Source organism: Chryseobacterium soli (assembly GCF_000737705.1).
Lineage (GTDB): Bacteria > Bacteroidota > Bacteroidia > Flavobacteriales > Weeksellaceae > Chryseobacterium > Chryseobacterium soli.
In genome coordinates this window covers 94956-111455 of sequence record NZ_JPRH01000003.1, presented here as the reverse complement: position 1 = coordinate 111455, position 16500 = coordinate 94956, and the positions used below count along the sequence as shown (strand labels likewise).

At 32.7% G+C, this 16500-nt stretch carries 19 protein-coding genes; 10 read left to right on the top strand and 9 right to left on the bottom strand.

Annotation, left to right across the window (positions count from 1 at the left end):
* Positions 1-186 precede the first annotated feature (186 nt).
* On the top strand, positions 187-960 hold the full coding sequence (locus IW15_RS07865) for a DUF2490 domain-containing protein (RefSeq protein WP_051881853.1): 774 nt from the start codon (positions 187-189) through the stop codon (positions 958-960).
* A 108-nt stretch (positions 961-1068) separates the two neighbouring features.
* Here IW15_RS07865 and IW15_RS07860 read toward each other — a convergent pair whose 3' ends face one another.
* The 7 genes from IW15_RS07860 to IW15_RS22735 form a co-directional block, all read right to left on the bottom strand.
* Positions 1069-1767, bottom strand: a complete 699-nt coding sequence (locus IW15_RS07860; RefSeq protein ID WP_034710451.1) for a hypothetical protein — start codon at positions 1765-1767, stop codon at positions 1069-1071.
* Between the two features lie 264 nt (positions 1768-2031).
* Entirely contained in the window at positions 2032-3564 is a 1533-nt protein-coding gene (locus tag IW15_RS07855) for a M20/M25/M40 family metallo-hydrolase (protein ID WP_034710449.1), read from the bottom strand.
* A gap of 480 nt (positions 3565-4044) precedes the next feature.
* Positions 4045-4554: a hypothetical protein gene (locus IW15_RS07850; protein WP_034710447.1), complete on the bottom strand. Its 510-nt coding sequence runs from the start codon at positions 4552-4554 to the stop codon at positions 4045-4047.
* A gap of 342 nt (positions 4555-4896) precedes the next feature.
* Positions 4897-5187, bottom strand: coding sequence for a hypothetical protein (locus IW15_RS07845; protein WP_034710445.1), 291 nt, complete (start codon positions 5185-5187; stop codon positions 4897-4899).
* An 11-nt stretch (positions 5188-5198) separates the two neighbouring features.
* Positions 5199-5474 (bottom strand): hypothetical protein, encoded by a 276-nt coding sequence (locus IW15_RS07840; protein WP_034710443.1) that lies wholly within the window; start codon positions 5472-5474, stop codon positions 5199-5201.
* Entirely contained in the window at positions 5471-5713 is a 243-nt protein-coding gene (locus IW15_RS07835) for a hypothetical protein (protein ID WP_034710441.1), read from the bottom strand. Before IW15_RS07835 ends, IW15_RS07840 begins: the two co-directional genes overlap by 4 nt.
* 156 nt (positions 5714-5869) lie before the next feature.
* Positions 5870-6037: a hypothetical protein gene (locus tag IW15_RS22735; protein WP_165585170.1), complete on the bottom strand. Its 168-nt coding sequence runs from the start codon at positions 6035-6037 to the stop codon at positions 5870-5872.
* Positions 6038-6492: 455 nt separating this feature from the next.
* Between IW15_RS22735 and IW15_RS07830 the strand changes: the two genes are divergently transcribed.
* The 4 genes from IW15_RS07830 (at position 6493) to IW15_RS07815 (ending at position 10118) form a co-directional block, all read left to right on the top strand.
* A complete protein-coding gene (locus IW15_RS07830; protein WP_051881851.1) occupies positions 6493-7497 on the top strand; it encodes an IS110 family RNA-guided transposase in 1005 nt (334 codons plus the stop codon).
* 234 nt (positions 7498-7731) lie between these two features.
* Positions 7732-8631: a DUF4747 family protein gene (locus tag IW15_RS07825; protein ID WP_034710439.1), complete on the top strand. Its 900-nt coding sequence runs from the start codon at positions 7732-7734 to the stop codon at positions 8629-8631.
* Positions 8619-9269, top strand: coding sequence for a hypothetical protein (locus IW15_RS07820; protein WP_034710437.1), 651 nt, complete (start codon positions 8619-8621; stop codon positions 9267-9269). Before IW15_RS07825 ends, IW15_RS07820 begins: the two co-directional genes overlap by 13 nt.
* A 450-nt stretch (positions 9270-9719) precedes the next feature.
* The gene (locus IW15_RS07815; protein WP_034710434.1) at positions 9720-10118 is read left to right on the top strand and encodes a hypothetical protein; all 399 of its coding nucleotides are present in this window, start codon (positions 9720-9722) and stop codon (positions 10116-10118) included.
* 125 nt (positions 10119-10243) lie between these two features.
* On the opposite strand, the gene IW15_RS07810 is transcribed toward IW15_RS07815, so the two are convergent.
* A complete protein-coding gene (locus IW15_RS07810) occupies positions 10244-10474 on the bottom strand; it encodes a helix-turn-helix domain-containing protein (protein WP_228384324.1) in 231 nt (76 codons plus the stop codon).
* Positions 10475-11022: 548 nt separating this feature from the next.
* Positions 11023-11160, bottom strand: a complete 138-nt coding sequence (locus IW15_RS22730) for a hypothetical protein (RefSeq protein WP_165585169.1) — start codon at positions 11158-11160, stop codon at positions 11023-11025.
* A gap of 199 nt (positions 11161-11359) precedes the next feature.
* Between IW15_RS22730 and IW15_RS07805 the strand changes: the two genes are divergently transcribed.
* From IW15_RS07805 to IW15_RS07785, 5 genes are all read left to right on the top strand, one after another.
* Positions 11360-11884 (top strand): hypothetical protein, encoded by a 525-nt coding sequence (locus IW15_RS07805; RefSeq protein WP_034710432.1) that lies wholly within the window; start codon positions 11360-11362, stop codon positions 11882-11884.
* Between the two features lie 249 nt (positions 11885-12133).
* A complete protein-coding gene (locus tag IW15_RS07800; protein ID WP_084681384.1) occupies positions 12134-13309 on the top strand; it encodes a T9SS C-terminal target domain-containing protein in 1176 nt (391 codons plus the stop codon).
* A gap of 535 nt (positions 13310-13844) precedes the next feature.
* Positions 13845-14078: a hypothetical protein gene (locus IW15_RS07795; RefSeq protein WP_034710428.1), complete on the top strand. Its 234-nt coding sequence runs from the start codon at positions 13845-13847 to the stop codon at positions 14076-14078.
* A 205-nt stretch (positions 14079-14283) separates the two neighbouring features.
* Entirely contained in the window at positions 14284-15378 is a 1095-nt protein-coding gene (locus IW15_RS07790; protein WP_034710427.1) for a hypothetical protein, read from the top strand.
* Positions 15379-15455: 77 nt separating this feature from the next.
* Positions 15456-16313, top strand: a complete 858-nt coding sequence (locus IW15_RS07785; RefSeq protein WP_051881849.1) for a GLPGLI family protein — start codon at positions 15456-15458, stop codon at positions 16311-16313.
* The last annotated feature ends 187 nt before the right edge of the window (positions 16314-16500 follow it).

The window sequence follows — 16500 nt, the reverse complement described above, 5'->3', positions numbered from 1 at the left end:
TTCAATAGTATTGAAAACATTTAAACAATCATTTACTCAATAAAGTATCTACATTTCGCTATGACAAATTATCAATTCCATCCATCACGTATTGTTAGGACGAATCTTATACTTCTGCAAATATTAAAGAGCCTGCTCAAGAGGTTCTGTAAGATATTCAGGATAGAAAAAGCTGTTGTTGGGATATTGTTATTATGCTTAACGGGAAATTCTGTACAAGCACAGATCAGCCCGCCAGGTTTAGGAGAAGCTAACGCCGCTTTTTGGACGGCATTCGGAATAAAAAGGCAGCTCGATTCTTTAGGAAAAAAACAGTCTTTAAGCTATATCGCTCTGGGACGGAAAAGCAGTCCTGACAATGATAATTTATTTTCTAAACAGGCAATTTTTGTACTTAATCATGAAGTCTATCATTCCTTTGCACCTCATCAGCAGTACAGCTATGCCATCAGCTACCGCCGCCAACCGGTGTATGAAGATGCAGCGCCCTATGAAAAAGAAGGCCTGGAGCAGGAGATCAGATTGTACGGAAGATATGCTTATACTGTTACACTCGGAAAAAAGTGGAAACTGAAGAATACCATCAGGCAGGAATTCAGGAAGTTTTTTGATCCTGATTTCCATCCTGTTGAAGAAAATTTTCAGTTAAGGACCCGTCTTAAAACTCAGCTTACCTATAATCTATCAGCCAAAAACAATCAGAAATTGGCTGTAAGTGCAGAAGGATTGTTTTCCATCAGTTATCTTCACGAGCCGGAACCTCAATGGACTACTTTTGGATACAGGGAGTTGCGTCTTGGTGTTTATTATATGGTCAATATTCCCAATTCCCCTTTTACTGTGGATATCGGTTATGTAAATGATCTGATCAGAAACAGCAACAGTATTACCAAGGGAGGCGTCCATTATCTGGCGGCAGACCTGGTTTGGAACCTGCCCTATAAAAAGAAACAGTACTGATTCTAATTCAAGGTAAAAAATCCTGACCGCTTTGATCAGGATTTTTCTTTGGAAAACTTTTAACGATTTTCCGACAATATAATTAAAAATGAATGTTTGGTGTATAATTTAATTGCAGATGGTCAGAAACTGATGGCTCATCTGTACTTTGAATTTCGCTTCTGATCTTAACTTTGCATGAATGGAATGTTCAAAATTCTGAACTTCTTTTAATTTGTGATCGATAAGAGCTGCAATCTGTACCACAGAGAAGATAAAATCCCGGTATACTGCAATATCTATGGTCTGTCCATAGCATGGGAGATAGGCTTTCAAAAATGGAACTACGGCCTGATGCTGTGTGTAATTAATACAGTACCCCGCTCCTTCTCTCGGGCTGATTACCGCATCATTATTAATGTAGTCCAGAATATTTTCATTTTCTTTCGCCATCCCGTATTTTGAAAAAAATCTATTAACCTTATCCAAAATATGCTGGGCATACTCCATCATCGTCACGGTCTTCCATTCGAACATATGGTTCATGTTTTTTATATTCCTGGATTGTTTTCCGTTTCCACAGCTTGTACAGAAAGAGATGCCCATCCTGTCGTAATATGGGAAAAAGCAATCCTTGATCTCTATGGAAGCGTCCGCCTGAAGTCCATCTTTTGCAAAATTATAATACAGATAGGGACTGTATAAGTCTGCAAGCGCTTTCAGATAATCTATCTCGCTGGTATTATGATATTCCTCAAACCATTGTTCAAGATTATCGTAATAATGGCTTTCAAATTCTTTATAACTTAAGTAAAACGGCAATTCCATAGCTCTGTATTTTGATTGAAGCAAAGCTATTGCTGTAATGCGACAAAACTTGACGTGTTATATTTAGATTTAAAAATTAAAAAATTAAAGCATTAAAAGATTTTTGTTTTTAGCGCAAAGACGCAAGAGTTTATAATGCGGATGTTTTTAAGGTGCAAAAATTTATCTCTGATATAATTGATGATTGATCATTTTACTCCATCTTCTATCTTACTTACAGACTAAAATCCCACTCTAAAAACCATCAACCATCAACTAAAAATGCTACTTATCATAATTCTTCATAATGTACCCAAAGTAATGAATCATTTTCAGATAATTTTCGATGCTGATGTATTCGTTGGTGCTGTGGATGCTTTGCTGTTCGGCGCTGTTGATTTTGATAGGCATGAATCGGTAAATATTTTTACTCACAATCTGGTATTTATAAGCATCTGTTCCGGCCATTGTCAGATATGGGGTTACAATAGTCCCGGGATTAATCTGTTTAACCCCTGCTTCTATCAGCTGATAGGCTTTGGTATTGGTGGGTGATACTGCAGACGCTTCTCTTGTATTGTCGATTTCTTCTACCTCAACGTCAAATCCTTTGGTTGCCTTGGCAATATGTTCTCTGACATCTTTAACGGAATTTCCGGGAAGAAGCCTGAAATTAACCACAAATTCAACTTCGGGAGAAAGGACGTTGGTTCCGTCGCTGCCTTTCATCATGGTTAACGCTGTGGTAGTGCGCACCAATGCATTGGTGGTGTTATTTTTGGTCAGCTGGGAAATCAGGAGGGGCTTCAGCAGCCATTGGTTTGAAATGGCAAGCCTGCTGGTGAACGGCATTGATCCACCGATATTGTTAAAGAAATCCTTGATCAATGGAGTAATAACAGGCTTCATCTGATGATCTTCCAGCCGCTGCATGATAACCGCTGCTTTTCCTATGGCACTTTCCATCGGAGGCATTGAAGAATGTCCGCCCAGCCCTTTAACTTTGATCTTCGCAGAGAGGAATCCTTTTTCGGCACAGCCTACTGCTGCAACATCGGAATCGATTCCTGCTATATTTCCTTTTCGCAAGATGAGTCCGCCTTCATCATATACTGCGTCGAACGTAAGTCCTTTCTTTTTAAAATCTTCTGCAATCATTTTGGCTCCGTTTTTACCTCCTACTTCTTCATCAAACCCGAAAGCAAGATAAATATCACGTTGTGGCATATGCTGATTCCTGATAAGATCTTTCATTGATTCCATCAGCGAGAACAGCATTCCTTTCATATCGATTGCTCCCCTACCGTAAATCCTTCCGTTGGCAACCGTCCCTGAAAAAGGGGCAAAATCCCAGTCTTCCGACACTTTTGTTACCGGTGGCAGCGGCTTATCATCGGGTCTGAAAATATTTTCCGTGGTATCTTTGACATCTGCTTCTCCGGGAGGTACTACATCGATATGGGACAGAAATAAGATAGGTTCGAGGTCTGTTCTTTTTCCTTTTAACCTAAACACGAGACCGTATTTATTAACTTCATAATTTTCGGTATTCTGGTATACCTCGGGATAAGAAGCTTTTAAATATTCTTTAAACTGATCAAAAGGACTGTAATTAAATTCTCCCAGGCTTCCTGTAGAAACCGTAGGAATTTTGATTCCATTTGACAGTCTCATGACCGCGGAATCATTTTTTACCGGTTTCCAAGCTTCAGAATTTGCAACCTTATTTTTTTTGAAAGGGTAAGTAAAGGTTTTGATCAGCAAGGCAGCTATCAGAATAATAAGAATACCCAGAACGGCTAAAAAGAACTTTTTCATGGTGATAGGATTTTGTGTGGTGATTGTCTAACAAATATAACAAACAAAATATCTATAACCGAGCTAAAAGCTAAGTATTTCCCTGATAACGGATTAATTTGTTGTGATAATAATGTAGAAAATATTCTATTCCTCGCAGTAGGTTTTCGTACATTTACTTTATTGAAATGAACTAAATATGAAAAATCCATCGAAAAAACAGATGATCTTACTTTCTATAGGACTCTCTTTAAGTTCGTGTGCTTTTCTCCTATCTCAACGGATCGGAATATCAGATTCTGTTAAGGGGATTTTATTTGGGATTCCTATTGGGATAATGCTGTTAGCACTGATTAAAAATCGGGTTAAACGAAATCATTCTTAGGATACTTTTTTTGAGGGATACTAGAAAAAATCTTTGCTTCAGAAAATAAGAAACCAGGAATAGATATTTTCATGGTTTTAACTTTACTTATATTGATACGAGCAAACAAACTATATTTACTGAATTATATTTCCTTTTACATCAAAAGCAAATGATTTTATTTTCAATTTTTTATTCTTCACAAAATCATAAATATAATATGGATAACTACTTTCTGCTCCACTAAATGAATCTTCTAAAGACAATAAATAATCCTCTTTTCCTTGCAAATAATTATCTAATATATAATTTAATTCTCTAAAATTTACATTTGACAAATCATCCGATGTTATTATCTGCTTAGGCTTTTTTTCAGTAGTCATTATTGCTCTCTTAGCCTTATTCAAGGGGTTATATATTAATGCTGAATAATAAAGAGCTCCATCTTTTACTAAAATGTTTTTTTTCCATGAAATAATTAAAATAATCGGATTTTTTTCCTTGGAAAGAATAGCTTTTGTAGCTCTCAATTGCTCATCATATAAATTATTTTTTAAACTTTCTTTATTAATTTTTTGATACTCCTTACAGAAAGGATTACAGCTAAAGCATAAAATCAGCGATAATAAATAAATACATTTTTTCATCTTTATATTTTATCTCTCATTTGTATCATTTGTGGTATAAACAATAATAATCTGTGATCTCGAGGGTACCTGCACTGTTTCTTCCGAAGCTTAATCTGACATTGCCCAAGTGATCTTTATAGTTGTAAATATAATTATTGTTTCAAAATAAATATATAGCTTTTAAATACAAAACCACTGCTATTGAGCGGTGGTTTTGATGTTATCACTTCACCACACGATGCAATCGTACAACGAGGAGATTGAAATTAGGATATCCAAACCTTGCAGTTGCAAGGTTTTTTCTTATCTGTTACACTATATATAATCATCTAGTAACAGGCAAGCAATTATTTACTAATGTTATGATTCAATAATTTCTTGAACATACTCATCTGATTTATAAAAATCACTCAATTTTTGACCACAAAAAGGACAATTATTTATAAATAAGCTCATTGTTTTTTCATCATTAATAGTATTAACATAGCCTGATGTCAAAACATATCCTTTATCAAATATTAAGGGATCGATTACTTTCAATTGATTAAATAATTTTTCAGAAAATTTAAGTACTCTAAAATTAAGACCAAATCCATTTCCAACACTATATGCTCCTGATAATCGTTCGCAACAAAATTTTTTATTATTCATTTATTTAAAGTTTAAGGGTGGGGGGTCGCTAGTTTATTCACAGCGTTTACAATATCTTTCCCCATAAATTTATATTCAGTAGAAATTATATTTGAACCTTGATTAATTCCTTTATAAATATCTAATTTCCCAGTATATTTAAGTTGATATAATCCTGAGTTACTAATATCATATTTCATCAATTGTCCACCATTTTTTATATAGCTTGAAGCTACAACTGCATCATCAGTTAAAAATAATAAAGAACTTCCACTTTCAGATCCAGTTGTACCTCTAAATAATGTCACTGTAGGGTCAAATTCACTCGTTGAAGAAAGTAACTTAGATATATACTACTACCAGATTCTTCTATTGCCCCTAAAGCTTTTATTGCTCTACCAAAACCTCCATACATTAATCCACCACCACTTCCTTCATCATGCATTATTTCTATATGACCGCTGTTCATTAACCTAAAAGACCTGTCTAATCTAGATTCTCCTTCATTCTCAAAAGGATTGTCTCGTTTAGCTCTATACTCTTCCATTGGATTATAATGAGCTCCCGTTATTAATCCAAATAATCTAACCCCATCTTCATCATAGTCAGGAGCAGCAATGCTTTCAACAGGACCAACTTGAAAATTACCTGAACTTTTTTTACCACCTCCAAAAAGACTTTTAAAGAAACTCTTAATACTACTTCATGTGCTATTTTTACCTGGTGTTCCTTTGGTATTAGAGCCATCTCCACCACCGCTTCCGGCAAGCATCGTTGCTCCGGCAAAACCTGAACGTGGTGCATACTCAGAATTTTTAAACCAACTGGATCCTTCAATAGTGGTAGCCGGATCAAAATCCCAATGCATCACATCCCCAGCATCATTGTATATCTGCGGCTTTCTTCCATCCCCACGCTACTGCACGAATCCTTTCGTGTGGTTAAAAAACTATAAATTAAACATTCTGAAAATTACAATCTCATCCAAAGTCCTTTTTCATCAGAATAATCAACCTCTTTGCTCTATCTATAATTTGTTTTACGTAAAGATATAAAATGAGGTAGTTTACTAAAAGTAATTATTAATAAAAATGCCACACGAAAGGATTCGTGCCTTTACTTTGTATTGATAAAAACAATCTAAATTTATTAAAAGGAAAACAGAGGTGAACTAAGAATCGTGCTAAGTTTGAGACTTTTCTGCCGCATTAGTCCTCTGCTTTCTCCTTGAATCTCGTTGAATGGCTTTAGATAGAATGATAGACTTGGAGGTCTAATAAAGGCTTTAAAGAAATTCAACATTTTTGTTTAATGCAATACTAAGTTATGAAAAATTACAAAAATTACATTGGAATTGATGTTTCCAAAGAAACATTGGATTTTTACGTTACCAATTTTTCTGCACAATTTGTTATCAATGGACAGATCACTAATGATGTGAAAGGAATAAAAGAACTTTTCAGAAAACTAAAAAAACATAAAATTTCCAATAGTGAAAGTTTATTCTGTTTTGAAAATACTGGTGTTTATTCAATGAACGTAAGTATCATTCTATCAGAATATGAAGTAGATTTCTCACACTGTTCAGCTCTTGAAATAAAACAATCAAAAGGTATATGCCGTGGTAAGTCAGATAAATCAGATGCCAAAGATATTGCCATGTATGCGCTTAGGAATATTGATAAAATTGTACTCAGTGAAGTTCCTGATTCTGATATAATGAGTTTGAAATTATTGTATGCAGAGCGTGAAAAATTGGTTGATGCGATTAAGGATTTTAGCTCTACCATAGAAAATAAAGATTTTTTGCCTAAAAAAGTCTATGGCCATACCGAGACGATCAACAAGAAAACTTTATTGTTTTTAAAGAAAACACTTTCGGAAATTGAGAAAACCATCAGAGAAATAATATGTAATAATGAGGAGCTGAAGCAAAAGAAAAAATTACTTATATCAGTACCTGGAATCGGAGAAGTCACCTCACTTTATCTTTTGCTTGCAACCAAAGGTTTTAAAAGTTTTGCAAACTGGAGGAAATTTGCCTGTTATTGTGGAATTGTACCTTTTGAATATTCTTCAGGAACATCCATCAAAGGAAAAAGTAAGGTAAGCCACTTTGCAGATAAAAAAATGAAATCTATTCTACATTTGGCTGCCCTTTCAGCAATTCGACACGATGCAGAAATGAAAACTTACTATGAGAGAAAAAAACAGGAAGGAAAACATTCCCTTCTGGTTATAAACAATGTAAAGTGTAAAATTATAAGTCGTGCATTTGCCGTTATAGGAAGAAACGAAGCTTTTGTAAATACTTATAAATTTGCAACATAATTTTAACAAATTTTTATTGGTTTTTATCATAGAATGCGGTAGCAGGGCAGTTTTTTGTTTGAAATACGGTTTCCCGTAAGGAAATAATATATTTATATTTTATATTTGATGATTAACAAATAGATAGCTAAAACCAAAACAACATTAGCTCAATGTATAAATCTTGTTGTTATAAACAATTTTCCAAAAACATCAATATCATAAAATTTTATTATTTTGCAATAAATTAATACCATGTCACTAATTAAGAAAAATTACACTGAAGAACAATTCAACATTATTAATATTAAAATTCACTCAAAAGAGGAAAATAAACAGGCTTTATATTCTCAAATGATTAATCAAATTTTTAATTTTACAGATTTTTATGCTAAAATTGGAAATAAGAATGGGTTAGTTTTAAAGAAAATTTTTAAAAACCCAATTAGTAAATCATTACTAGGTAGTGAATTTGATGAACTTAAGCATAAGAGTTATGAAATTTATGAATGTGAATTTATTAAGTATAAAATTGAAGATGAAAAAGACAAACATTATGATACTAAACTTAAAGAAATAAAACCAGGTAACCCCAATGCTGTTGTAAAACCAAATGCATACGAAATATCTTTTTATTTCATACCAGCAATCCATAGAATATTACTTCCAATAAATTCAAAAGCGACTCCGAAACAAGTTGAATTATTTTTTAATGAAGCTTTACTTAAAATTTATGAAAGTGAACGTTACTTCAATATAGATATCGCAAAAAGTGTAGACGAAATTGAAAAAATATTCTCTTTCAAAACGTTAGACAAACTTCAATTAGAAATTAGTTATACTAATGATGATTTAGGAGATGATGAAAAATTATTTATGGATGCTTTATTAAAAGAATCAAATGTAAATAAATACAAAGCTGAATTTGATTCTGAAAAAAAGGAATCTTTAAATTTAGATTCTAAGTTAATAAAAGGAGGAATTGAATTAAGTAAAGAAAATGGCACTCTAAAAGCAACTGGAACAAATTCTTTTGATAACAAGGTGGTTATAAATACAAAAAATGAATTTGAGAATTTTAAAATTAAAGTTAAAAAAGAAATTAATCCACTAATTTCCATTTTACAAGATTCATTAAAAAAATGGAGACTATAAATAAAAAAGAAGAATTTGAAAATTCTTTTAAAGGTTTATTCAGTATAATTTGGGATAGAAAATTATACAAAAAACCTGTATATATAGTTTCTGGATTGTTAATTATTTGTATTAATGTTTTATTCTTTTTTGTAAAGGATTCTACAACAGACAGAGAGTACTTTGATCTATTAAAAATTTATGTTACTACATTTTCACCTGCATTTATAACATTTTGTGGATTTACAATGACCGCATATTCTTTAGTTGTTGGTTTTTTAAATTATGGAGTCTTCAAATCTACAATTGAAAAATTTTATAGTCTAAAAATTCGTACTGAACAAATTGGAAATGATAATAAACTTCCCAAATTTTCAGTTTATCAACAAGCAATAGCATTATTTGCTTTGGCAATCTTAGTATTGTTATTTACTGTTTGTTATTTTCTAATTGTAAAGCTTACTACTGAAATTCAATTTGAAATCGAATGCAAATTAGTAGAAATATTTAATGCTATAAATTTACTAATCCTTATGCTTTTAACTAATTATAGCTTTATATTAATTGTTTATAACATTGTAAATATTTTTACACTAAGCCAATCTCTGAATAAGCTGATATATAAAGAAGAACTGGAAAAATTAACAAAAGACAAATAAAAACTGCGTATACATCGTATTGGCTAAATGCAAGAAGAAGCACCAAAGTGAAAAGCAGATACTTTATTCCTCTCATGTTTTCAATTCTGCATTTTTTTTGTAAGTTAGGAGTACTCAAAAGCAGTTACAACATACAGTTCTTTTTGAACTAAAATTCTTTGTATTCCCACACTTCTCCAATTCTCTTCCGTTATACATAATATTTTCCAAACCTACCGCTAATGAACTATAACTATACTACAGAATCAAGAAAAGAAGTTAAAGAAAATGTGAAAATAGAAAAGTCAAATTTAAAAACAATTATTATTACTTCTATTGCAACCGCTATACTGACAGCTTCTACACAATATTTATTACAAAAAAAATCAATTATCCAATGAACAAGACTATTGGACAATAAGACATAACATAGAGAATATTCAAAGCACAAATAATGTAAGGCTAAAACTAATGGAAGATATTAGTGACGGTATACTACAGCTTGAAGTTCAAGCAAAGGAAATTAAAATATTAAACAATTCTGTTAAATATTCAAATAATTCAGATGATATAGAAAAACTAATTAATCTTATGATTCAGTATCATAAAGATTTATATAAGGTATCCTCAAAAATGGAAATCGCATCTATTTATTTTGATAAAAATGTTGATAATAAATTGTTGAAATTAGGTGATGCTCTTACTGAAAACTATCAAAATAATCTTGTCAAAATTCCAGTTAATTTACCAAATATACCTGAACTAAATTTAGACTTTGAGACAATTGAGAAACTCCCTAAAGCGAAAAAAGAAGTTTTTGAAGAAATGTTAAAAAATATGAACAATGATTTTGAAAAAGTTGATAAATAATATAGATAACAGTGTATTAACAAATAACGGGATAAAATCTGAATTGAAAACCCTCTCCTTTTTCACCGATACATTCTCCATTACGGGATAGATTAATAAAGATAAAACCCAACTTTCGTCGGGATTTATTCATCAATTTTATATTTTTCTATATCGAATTCAAAATCAAATAGTTCCTTAGGAGGGATTTTGAATGCTGAAGCCATTTTAAGGATAGTTTCAATAGTCGGATTTCCTTTACCATTTTCATATTTGTTATAGTTACTGGAATCGAAAACCGAATTTTGTGCAACGGCATCCATAGAAGTATATTTTTCCTTTCTTATCTCCTTGAGATGTTCAGAAAAACTTTGCATATACAATTTTAAAACGTCTTTGCTATCCATTAATTTATAATTAATAGCAATTTTAGAATTTCAATCAAATATTTCATGGTAATATATTACCATATATCAGAAAATTTATTATATTTGTCAATAGATTACATCTGAAGATGTAATTTTGCGATACTTCAAAGAAATATAGAAGCTATTGCTTAGAATCTTGTAATAGAAAACTGGTAATTTTTAATGCAACAAGATGATAAGTATGAAGCTCACGACCTAGGCGTGGGCTCTCTTATCTGTTGCACGGTATACCAGTACCTCTATTACAGATATTGTAGAGTCCCATGCCGTTTTTATTTTCATGCTGTTCTGCTTTTCTACAATCATCTTTTTCTAAGCCAGCTTTACCACATACAGTATCATGATATGTTACAATGGCGTGTACAATCCATTGCGGCTTTCGGGCTTTTATAAAACACAAATTCTATCATATTTTTTTGGTAAGAATATACAATGTTGCACCAGACTGTATGGTCTGCTTACTGTCATTCAGAATGTAACGAAGTGAAATGAAGAATCTAATCTATCAATGAGATTCCTCCTTCGTCGGAATGACAGGAGGGTGTAAAATTGTATACAATACCCTTTATTTTTTGTCTTGTATGGGCAGGAAGTTCAGCATTGCCCAGACTTCCTCCTTTACAGGCAGTAAACATTTAGTAGAAAAGTATAAACCATTAAGGAAATGAAGAGATTGACGAGTTAAGCTCCAACAAAGATGAAACAAGCAGCTCGCTTCATCCATAGCTTCAGCTATGATCTTAATGATTCTTAAACCCTTAAAAGCTCTTAATGGTTAAGAAAAAAGCATTGTAAATCACATATATTCTCTCACCTATAAAAACATACACACACATGAAAAAAATTAAAACAGACTTTGAAACCCATCTTTGGGCAGACAGCAGAAAGCGCTCCGGGCTTCAGCTGATGGAAACCTTTTTTCAGTTCAACGATCTGGACGCCTCTAAAAGAACATTACACAGCATTATGAACCACGCGGTAAAAAGCAATAGCTGGATCAAGGAAGATCCGTCCGTTCTCTTTCACTTTCGGCAGTCGATGCAGTCGTTTGTCCGTGCAGGCTATCTCATCACGCTGAAGGAAAAGAAATGGGGCGTCAATACTCAGTTGGAACATGTTTCTCCTTTGGTTCTTGGCTTACTTTCGGAAAAAGAATACCAAAACCCTCTGCTGGTCTTTAAAAAAGCATTCAAAGAATACAGCATCAAGGAATTTGATTATTTTATGTCCGGAATGGTCTATTTCTCACTGGGAATTTATGACCATCTTCCGGAAAGGAATATCATGAATCCCTACATTTATCTGATTAAAATGCTGGATGCAGCGCACCTTATTCTTGAAAGGAGAGGAAAGAAATAAAGATAACACAGCTCTGCAACGTCTCCCAACTTTACGCCAGTCAAATGAATCCGAAATCTGAAGACGTTGGAGAGCAAAGTTTTTTACAAAAAACATCTTATGTTTGGAGCTTTAAAAAAGTCAACAAAAAAATTCGCTTACACTTTTTTCCTATATTTGAACTTCAATGTTCTATTGATATTCGGTGCTAAAAGAATTCCAAATTTTTAACAGAAAATCAAGGAAACCAAACACTAAATCTTAATACCAATGAAAACAAAATTATTACTCCTTTCATTGTTGAGTTCATGGTTAGCTCATGCACAAACACTTCAATTTAAAAATCTCGCCAATATGTCTGTAGGCAGAGGTGCCATAACCAGTGTAATCGTGAATGATAATATATACGTGAGCAATGGCTACCAGGAAAAAGCAAGTGATGCAAAATATGTTGAGAAATATAGTATTACAGACAACCGTTGGAGTATCCTCAATTCTACCCTGCTTCCCAAAAGATTTGCTAATTCCGAAACTTACAATAATAAAATTTATATTTTTAACGGTTGGGGAAACAGCCATCTTGAAATTGTAGACCTTGCAACCAATACCATAACGAAGGGGGTTGTTAATCGTTCCTATACAGGAAATTCAGGTTCAGCAATCTATAATGGCAAAATATATGTGTTTGGCGGCAGCGGACTCAATGGAGCTGCAACCACAGTATTTTCTAATAAATTCCAGTATTATGATATTGCTTCCAATACATGGAATCCATTACCCAATATGCCCACAGCCAGAGAAACAAAGGGTAAAATTGTTAATGATAAGCTGTATGTAATTGGTGGCTTTAATGGTACCCCATCTCGTTTGATCAATGTTTATGATCTCAAAACTAATCTTTGGATTGATCAATATACGATGCCTGCTGGTATATCCGGACACGCATTAGCGGTATCCGATAATAAGATTTTTATTGTAGGCGGTTTTAACAATCAATCTTTTCTGGCCTATTTTGATACGACAACTAATAAATTACATCAGTTATCATCCAATATGATTCCCAGAAGACATGCTGCAGCGGAAGTATATAACAATAAATTATACATCATCGGTGGAAGTACAACATCTCTCACCAGCTCAGCTGTTAAAAGCATACAAGTGGCAGATATTAACGAAAGTGTACTCTCTGCAAATGCAGCCAATGAAGATCAAGTGATTAAAACAAAGGTTTATACCAACGCATCCAGAGACGGTTTTGTCATCAGTAATAAAAATAACAGTAATCAGTTTGAATACACTATCTTATCAATGGATGGAAAACTAATTAGCAGGGGTTTTGCCTATTACAATAAAAATATAGATTTATCAAACGTACAAAAAGGAACTTATATTTTTAGTTTTAAAAATGAGAAAGGAATTTTACAACAGGTTAAAATTATAAGATAATTATAAGCTTTCAAACATGAATATCAAGATTAGTTCTCTCGTTTTAATAATTGCAAATAAATTCATTTATAGAAAAAAACACTATTGGTTGTAACTACCAGAGTCCTCCGGTGGTCTCCAACTTGCACGAGACTTCCGTACTGCATATTTTATTCCAACCACTAGTGTTTGTAACTACCGGAGCCCTCCGGTGGTCTCCACCAACTTGCGCGAGACTTCCGTACAGCGTATTTTATTCCAACCAATAGTGTTTGTAACTACAGGAGCATTTTATGACAACCACATATATTTTTAACTTCCGTCGGTTGTGATTGATAAGAAACAGGGGTGGTAATGTAACTCGAAATAGAAATATGCAGCATTACTACCTTTTATATATATTTAATAGGTACTCAATCCGTAAATTTGGATGTTGGTGGCAAAATCTAAACAAACCTTGCGTAAATTGACACACGAACATAAAATAGACAATTCAAGACTGTATGTAGACTTTAACGAATGTATCGAAATAAATTAACTACCCAAATATCAATAAATGCAAAATTCAGAAAAAGAAAACAGCGCATGGACCTTAAAAAAAACCATTGTCCGAGTTTTTGCTTATTTATTTTGTGTATTCCTCATTTGGCTTGGATTTTATACACTGACCAATTCTCCAACGACTCCGAAAGATAAATTGCGTGGAATTGGAGAAATTGTGGCTGCTTGTGTTTACTTATATGTAGATATTAGAATTTTAATCTCAAAAAATAAACGCCCGAACCAATAACAGCAGTTTCACGCATTTGCGAAGTGAAATGAAGAATCTAATCTATGAACGAGATTCGTTCTTCGTCGGAAGCATACAACCACCTTAACTTATTATCAGAAAAATAACATCTTTCTTAAGTTTGTTGGTGAGGAAAATGAAACAACTATTTTATTACATTTGCAAACAAAAAAATCACCCTAATAATCGGACCTCAACACTAGCAATGGAAGAAAGTTTTAAAAATTTCGAAAGAACAATCAAGAAAAAACACAGCATCAATTTCACCCCAAAATATAAAGAAGAATTCAAAACATCTGTCAATAAAACACTTTTTATAGGTATTGCAGAGAAAACATTTGAGAAGTTGGATTGGGACCTGATTTATAAAGATGATCATCATATAGAAGCAAAGCGTAAAGAAGCAGGCTGGATAAGTCCACGCTGGACAGAAATCATTACAGCCACATATAAAAATGGGACTGTTTTGGTAAAAAGTGAATCCTTAGGTAACGAAACCTGGGATGCCGGGAAAAACTCTAAAAGAGTAAAGCTATTCATTTATGCCTATCAGGAAGTCTTAAAAACTTTTGACAAACAATCTCTTCAAGAGCTTGAAAATGAAATAGAAAGAAGAAACAATTGGGATTATTATATCATTCCTGAAACGTTGCCAAAGCCAACACCTACAAAAGTTCCCGATATTACACTACCTATTATTGGAGGCTTATGCCTCTCGCTAATTCTCGGTTTTATCTTAGCATTCCTTTCTCTAAAAGGAATATACATTATTATGCTGTTTGAGTTTTTGGTGGCAACGGCTATTACTTTTGTGATGAAATATTTAATTAAGTTTTCAAATTATACAGATGTTAACAAATTGCAATATCTGTTGGGAGCAATGATTATATTGATTTATGTATTAAACCAATACTTTCAATATGAACTCATTCTGAATACAAATAATCTGGAAAGAATTGGATTTTTGAATTTTTTACAGATAAGATTTTCGCATGGTTTTATTGTCAACAAAATTAATTTAGGCTGGATTGGGTGGATAATTAGTTGGCTTTTACAGCTTGGGCTAACGGGCTTTTTTGTTTATTTAAGAATAATTGCTGTACTCACCAAATATATCATTGAAAGAGTTCCCATTGAAGTCGTTGACTTCGCCTATTATCATGTAGTAAAAGAAAAATCAGAACAAGAGGTTAGAAGTGAGCTTTCTAAAAAAGGTTGGTCCGACAAACAGAATCAAGACGAAGTTTTAGAAGCCATTGGAGGCTTGCACGCTGCGAAAGAACTTAATAGAATCAAATAATTAGCATTTAAATATGATTAAATTTGAACGTTAGCTGTCATTTCAACACAAAGTACATTAAAAAAACTAATCAAAAAATGAGAAAATTGAGTATCCTTTTAATTTTCATTTTCGCTTCTTCTTTAGTGTTTGCTCAAAATCAAAGATTTATCTATGAATATTCTTTTAAAATGGATTCTTTACACAAAGAAAACGTTGAAAAAGAAATCATGAATCTTGACATTACAAAAGAAGGTTCCAACTTCTACAGTGCTTTACTGATCACCCGAGATTCCCTTTTTAAAGCAGAAATTGAAAAAGGAAAAGCTTCTCAGTCTGTTGTCTTTGATATGAGAAAAATTAAAAGAGCCAAAGTTAATTTTCGGATTTCTAAATCCTATCCTAATTTAGAAAACATTTACCATACTTCTCTCAACGCCAGCAACGTCGCTTTAAAAGAAAATCATAAAATAAACTGGACTATTTTTCCTGAAACCAAAATCATTGAAGGTTTTAAAGTTCAAAAAGCAACCACCACTTTTGGTGGAAGAAATTGGATTGCCTGGTTCACCAATGATATTCAAATACAGGACGGGCCTTATAAATTCTGTGGTCTACCGGGTTTAATTTTGAATATCGGAGACGAAAAAGGAGATCATGTTTTCAACCTGATTGGAAGTAAAAAACTCAATGATGAACCTTTATTGATGGATTCGAAAATGAAAGAAATTTTTCTGACCAATGAAAAATTTAATCAACTCTGGAATGAATATAAAAAAGACCCTGCAAAGAACATAAAAATCATTCACAGTTCTTCAGAAATGTCAGAAACCATATTTTCTGATGCCAATGGAAGCCCATTAACAAAACAAGATTTAATTAGACGAAAAGAACAAATAGCAGCAGAAACTTTAAAAAAGAGTAATAATTTTATTGAAAGAGAATTATATAAATAAAAAAGTTGACGAAAACAGAACTGAAAAATATAATTGAGCAACTAAACGACAATAAATACAAAACGGAATACTTACATTGGATCAAAAATTGGGGAAATAAACCGAATGCACAACATGAGCTTTGCATCAAGCGGGCTGAAGTACAAAATTAGCATTTGTGCATTTAGGAAACTTTTGTAAATTTATC

Bases quoted from the DNA above. Each gene is read 5' to 3' on its own strand.
- IW15_RS07805 (WP_034710432.1), top strand. From the start codon at position 11,360: ATGAAAAAAATTAAAACAGACTTTGAAACCCATCTTTGGGCAGACAGC.
- IW15_RS07785 (WP_051881849.1), top strand. From the start codon at position 15,456: ATGAGAAAATTGAGTATCCTTTTAATTTTCATTTTCGCTTCTTCTTTA.
- IW15_RS07800 (WP_084681384.1), top strand. From the start codon at position 12,134: ATGAAAACAAAATTATTACTCCTTTCATTGTTGAGTTCATGGTTAGCT.
- IW15_RS07850 (WP_034710447.1), bottom strand. From the start codon at position 4,554: ATGAAAAAATGTATTTATTTATTATCGCTGATTTTATGCTTTAGCTGT.
- IW15_RS07795 (WP_034710428.1), top strand. From the start codon at position 13,845: ATGCAAAATTCAGAAAAAGAAAACAGCGCATGGACCTTAAAAAAAACC.
- IW15_RS22730 (WP_165585169.1), bottom strand. From the start codon at position 11,160: ATGTTTACTGCCTGTAAAGGAGGAAGTCTGGGCAATGCTGAACTTCCT.
- IW15_RS07815 (WP_034710434.1), top strand. From the start codon at position 9,720: ATGGAAGATATTAGTGACGGTATACTACAGCTTGAAGTTCAAGCAAAG.
- IW15_RS07835 (WP_034710441.1), bottom strand. From the start codon at position 5,713: ATGGAAGAGTATAGAGCTAAACGAGACAATCCTTTTGAGAATGAAGGA.
- IW15_RS07830 (WP_051881851.1), top strand. From the start codon at position 6,493: ATGAAAAATTACAAAAATTACATTGGAATTGATGTTTCCAAAGAAACA.
- IW15_RS07810 (WP_228384324.1), bottom strand. From the start codon at position 10,474: ATGCAAAGTTTTTCTGAACATCTCAAGGAGATAAGAAAGGAAAAATAT.
- IW15_RS07855 (WP_034710449.1), bottom strand. From the start codon at position 3,564: ATGAAAAAGTTCTTTTTAGCCGTTCTGGGTATTCTTATTATTCTGATA.
- IW15_RS07860 (WP_034710451.1), bottom strand. From the start codon at position 1,767: ATGGAATTGCCGTTTTACTTAAGTTATAAAGAATTTGAAAGCCATTAT.
- IW15_RS07820 (WP_034710437.1), top strand. From the start codon at position 8,619: ATGGAGACTATAAATAAAAAAGAAGAATTTGAAAATTCTTTTAAAGGT.
- IW15_RS07790 (WP_034710427.1), top strand. From the start codon at position 14,284: ATGGAAGAAAGTTTTAAAAATTTCGAAAGAACAATCAAGAAAAAACAC.
- IW15_RS07845 (WP_034710445.1), bottom strand. From the start codon at position 5,187: ATGAATAATAAAAAATTTTGTTGCGAACGATTATCAGGAGCATATAGT.
- IW15_RS07825 (WP_034710439.1), top strand. From the start codon at position 7,732: ATGTCACTAATTAAGAAAAATTACACTGAAGAACAATTCAACATTATT.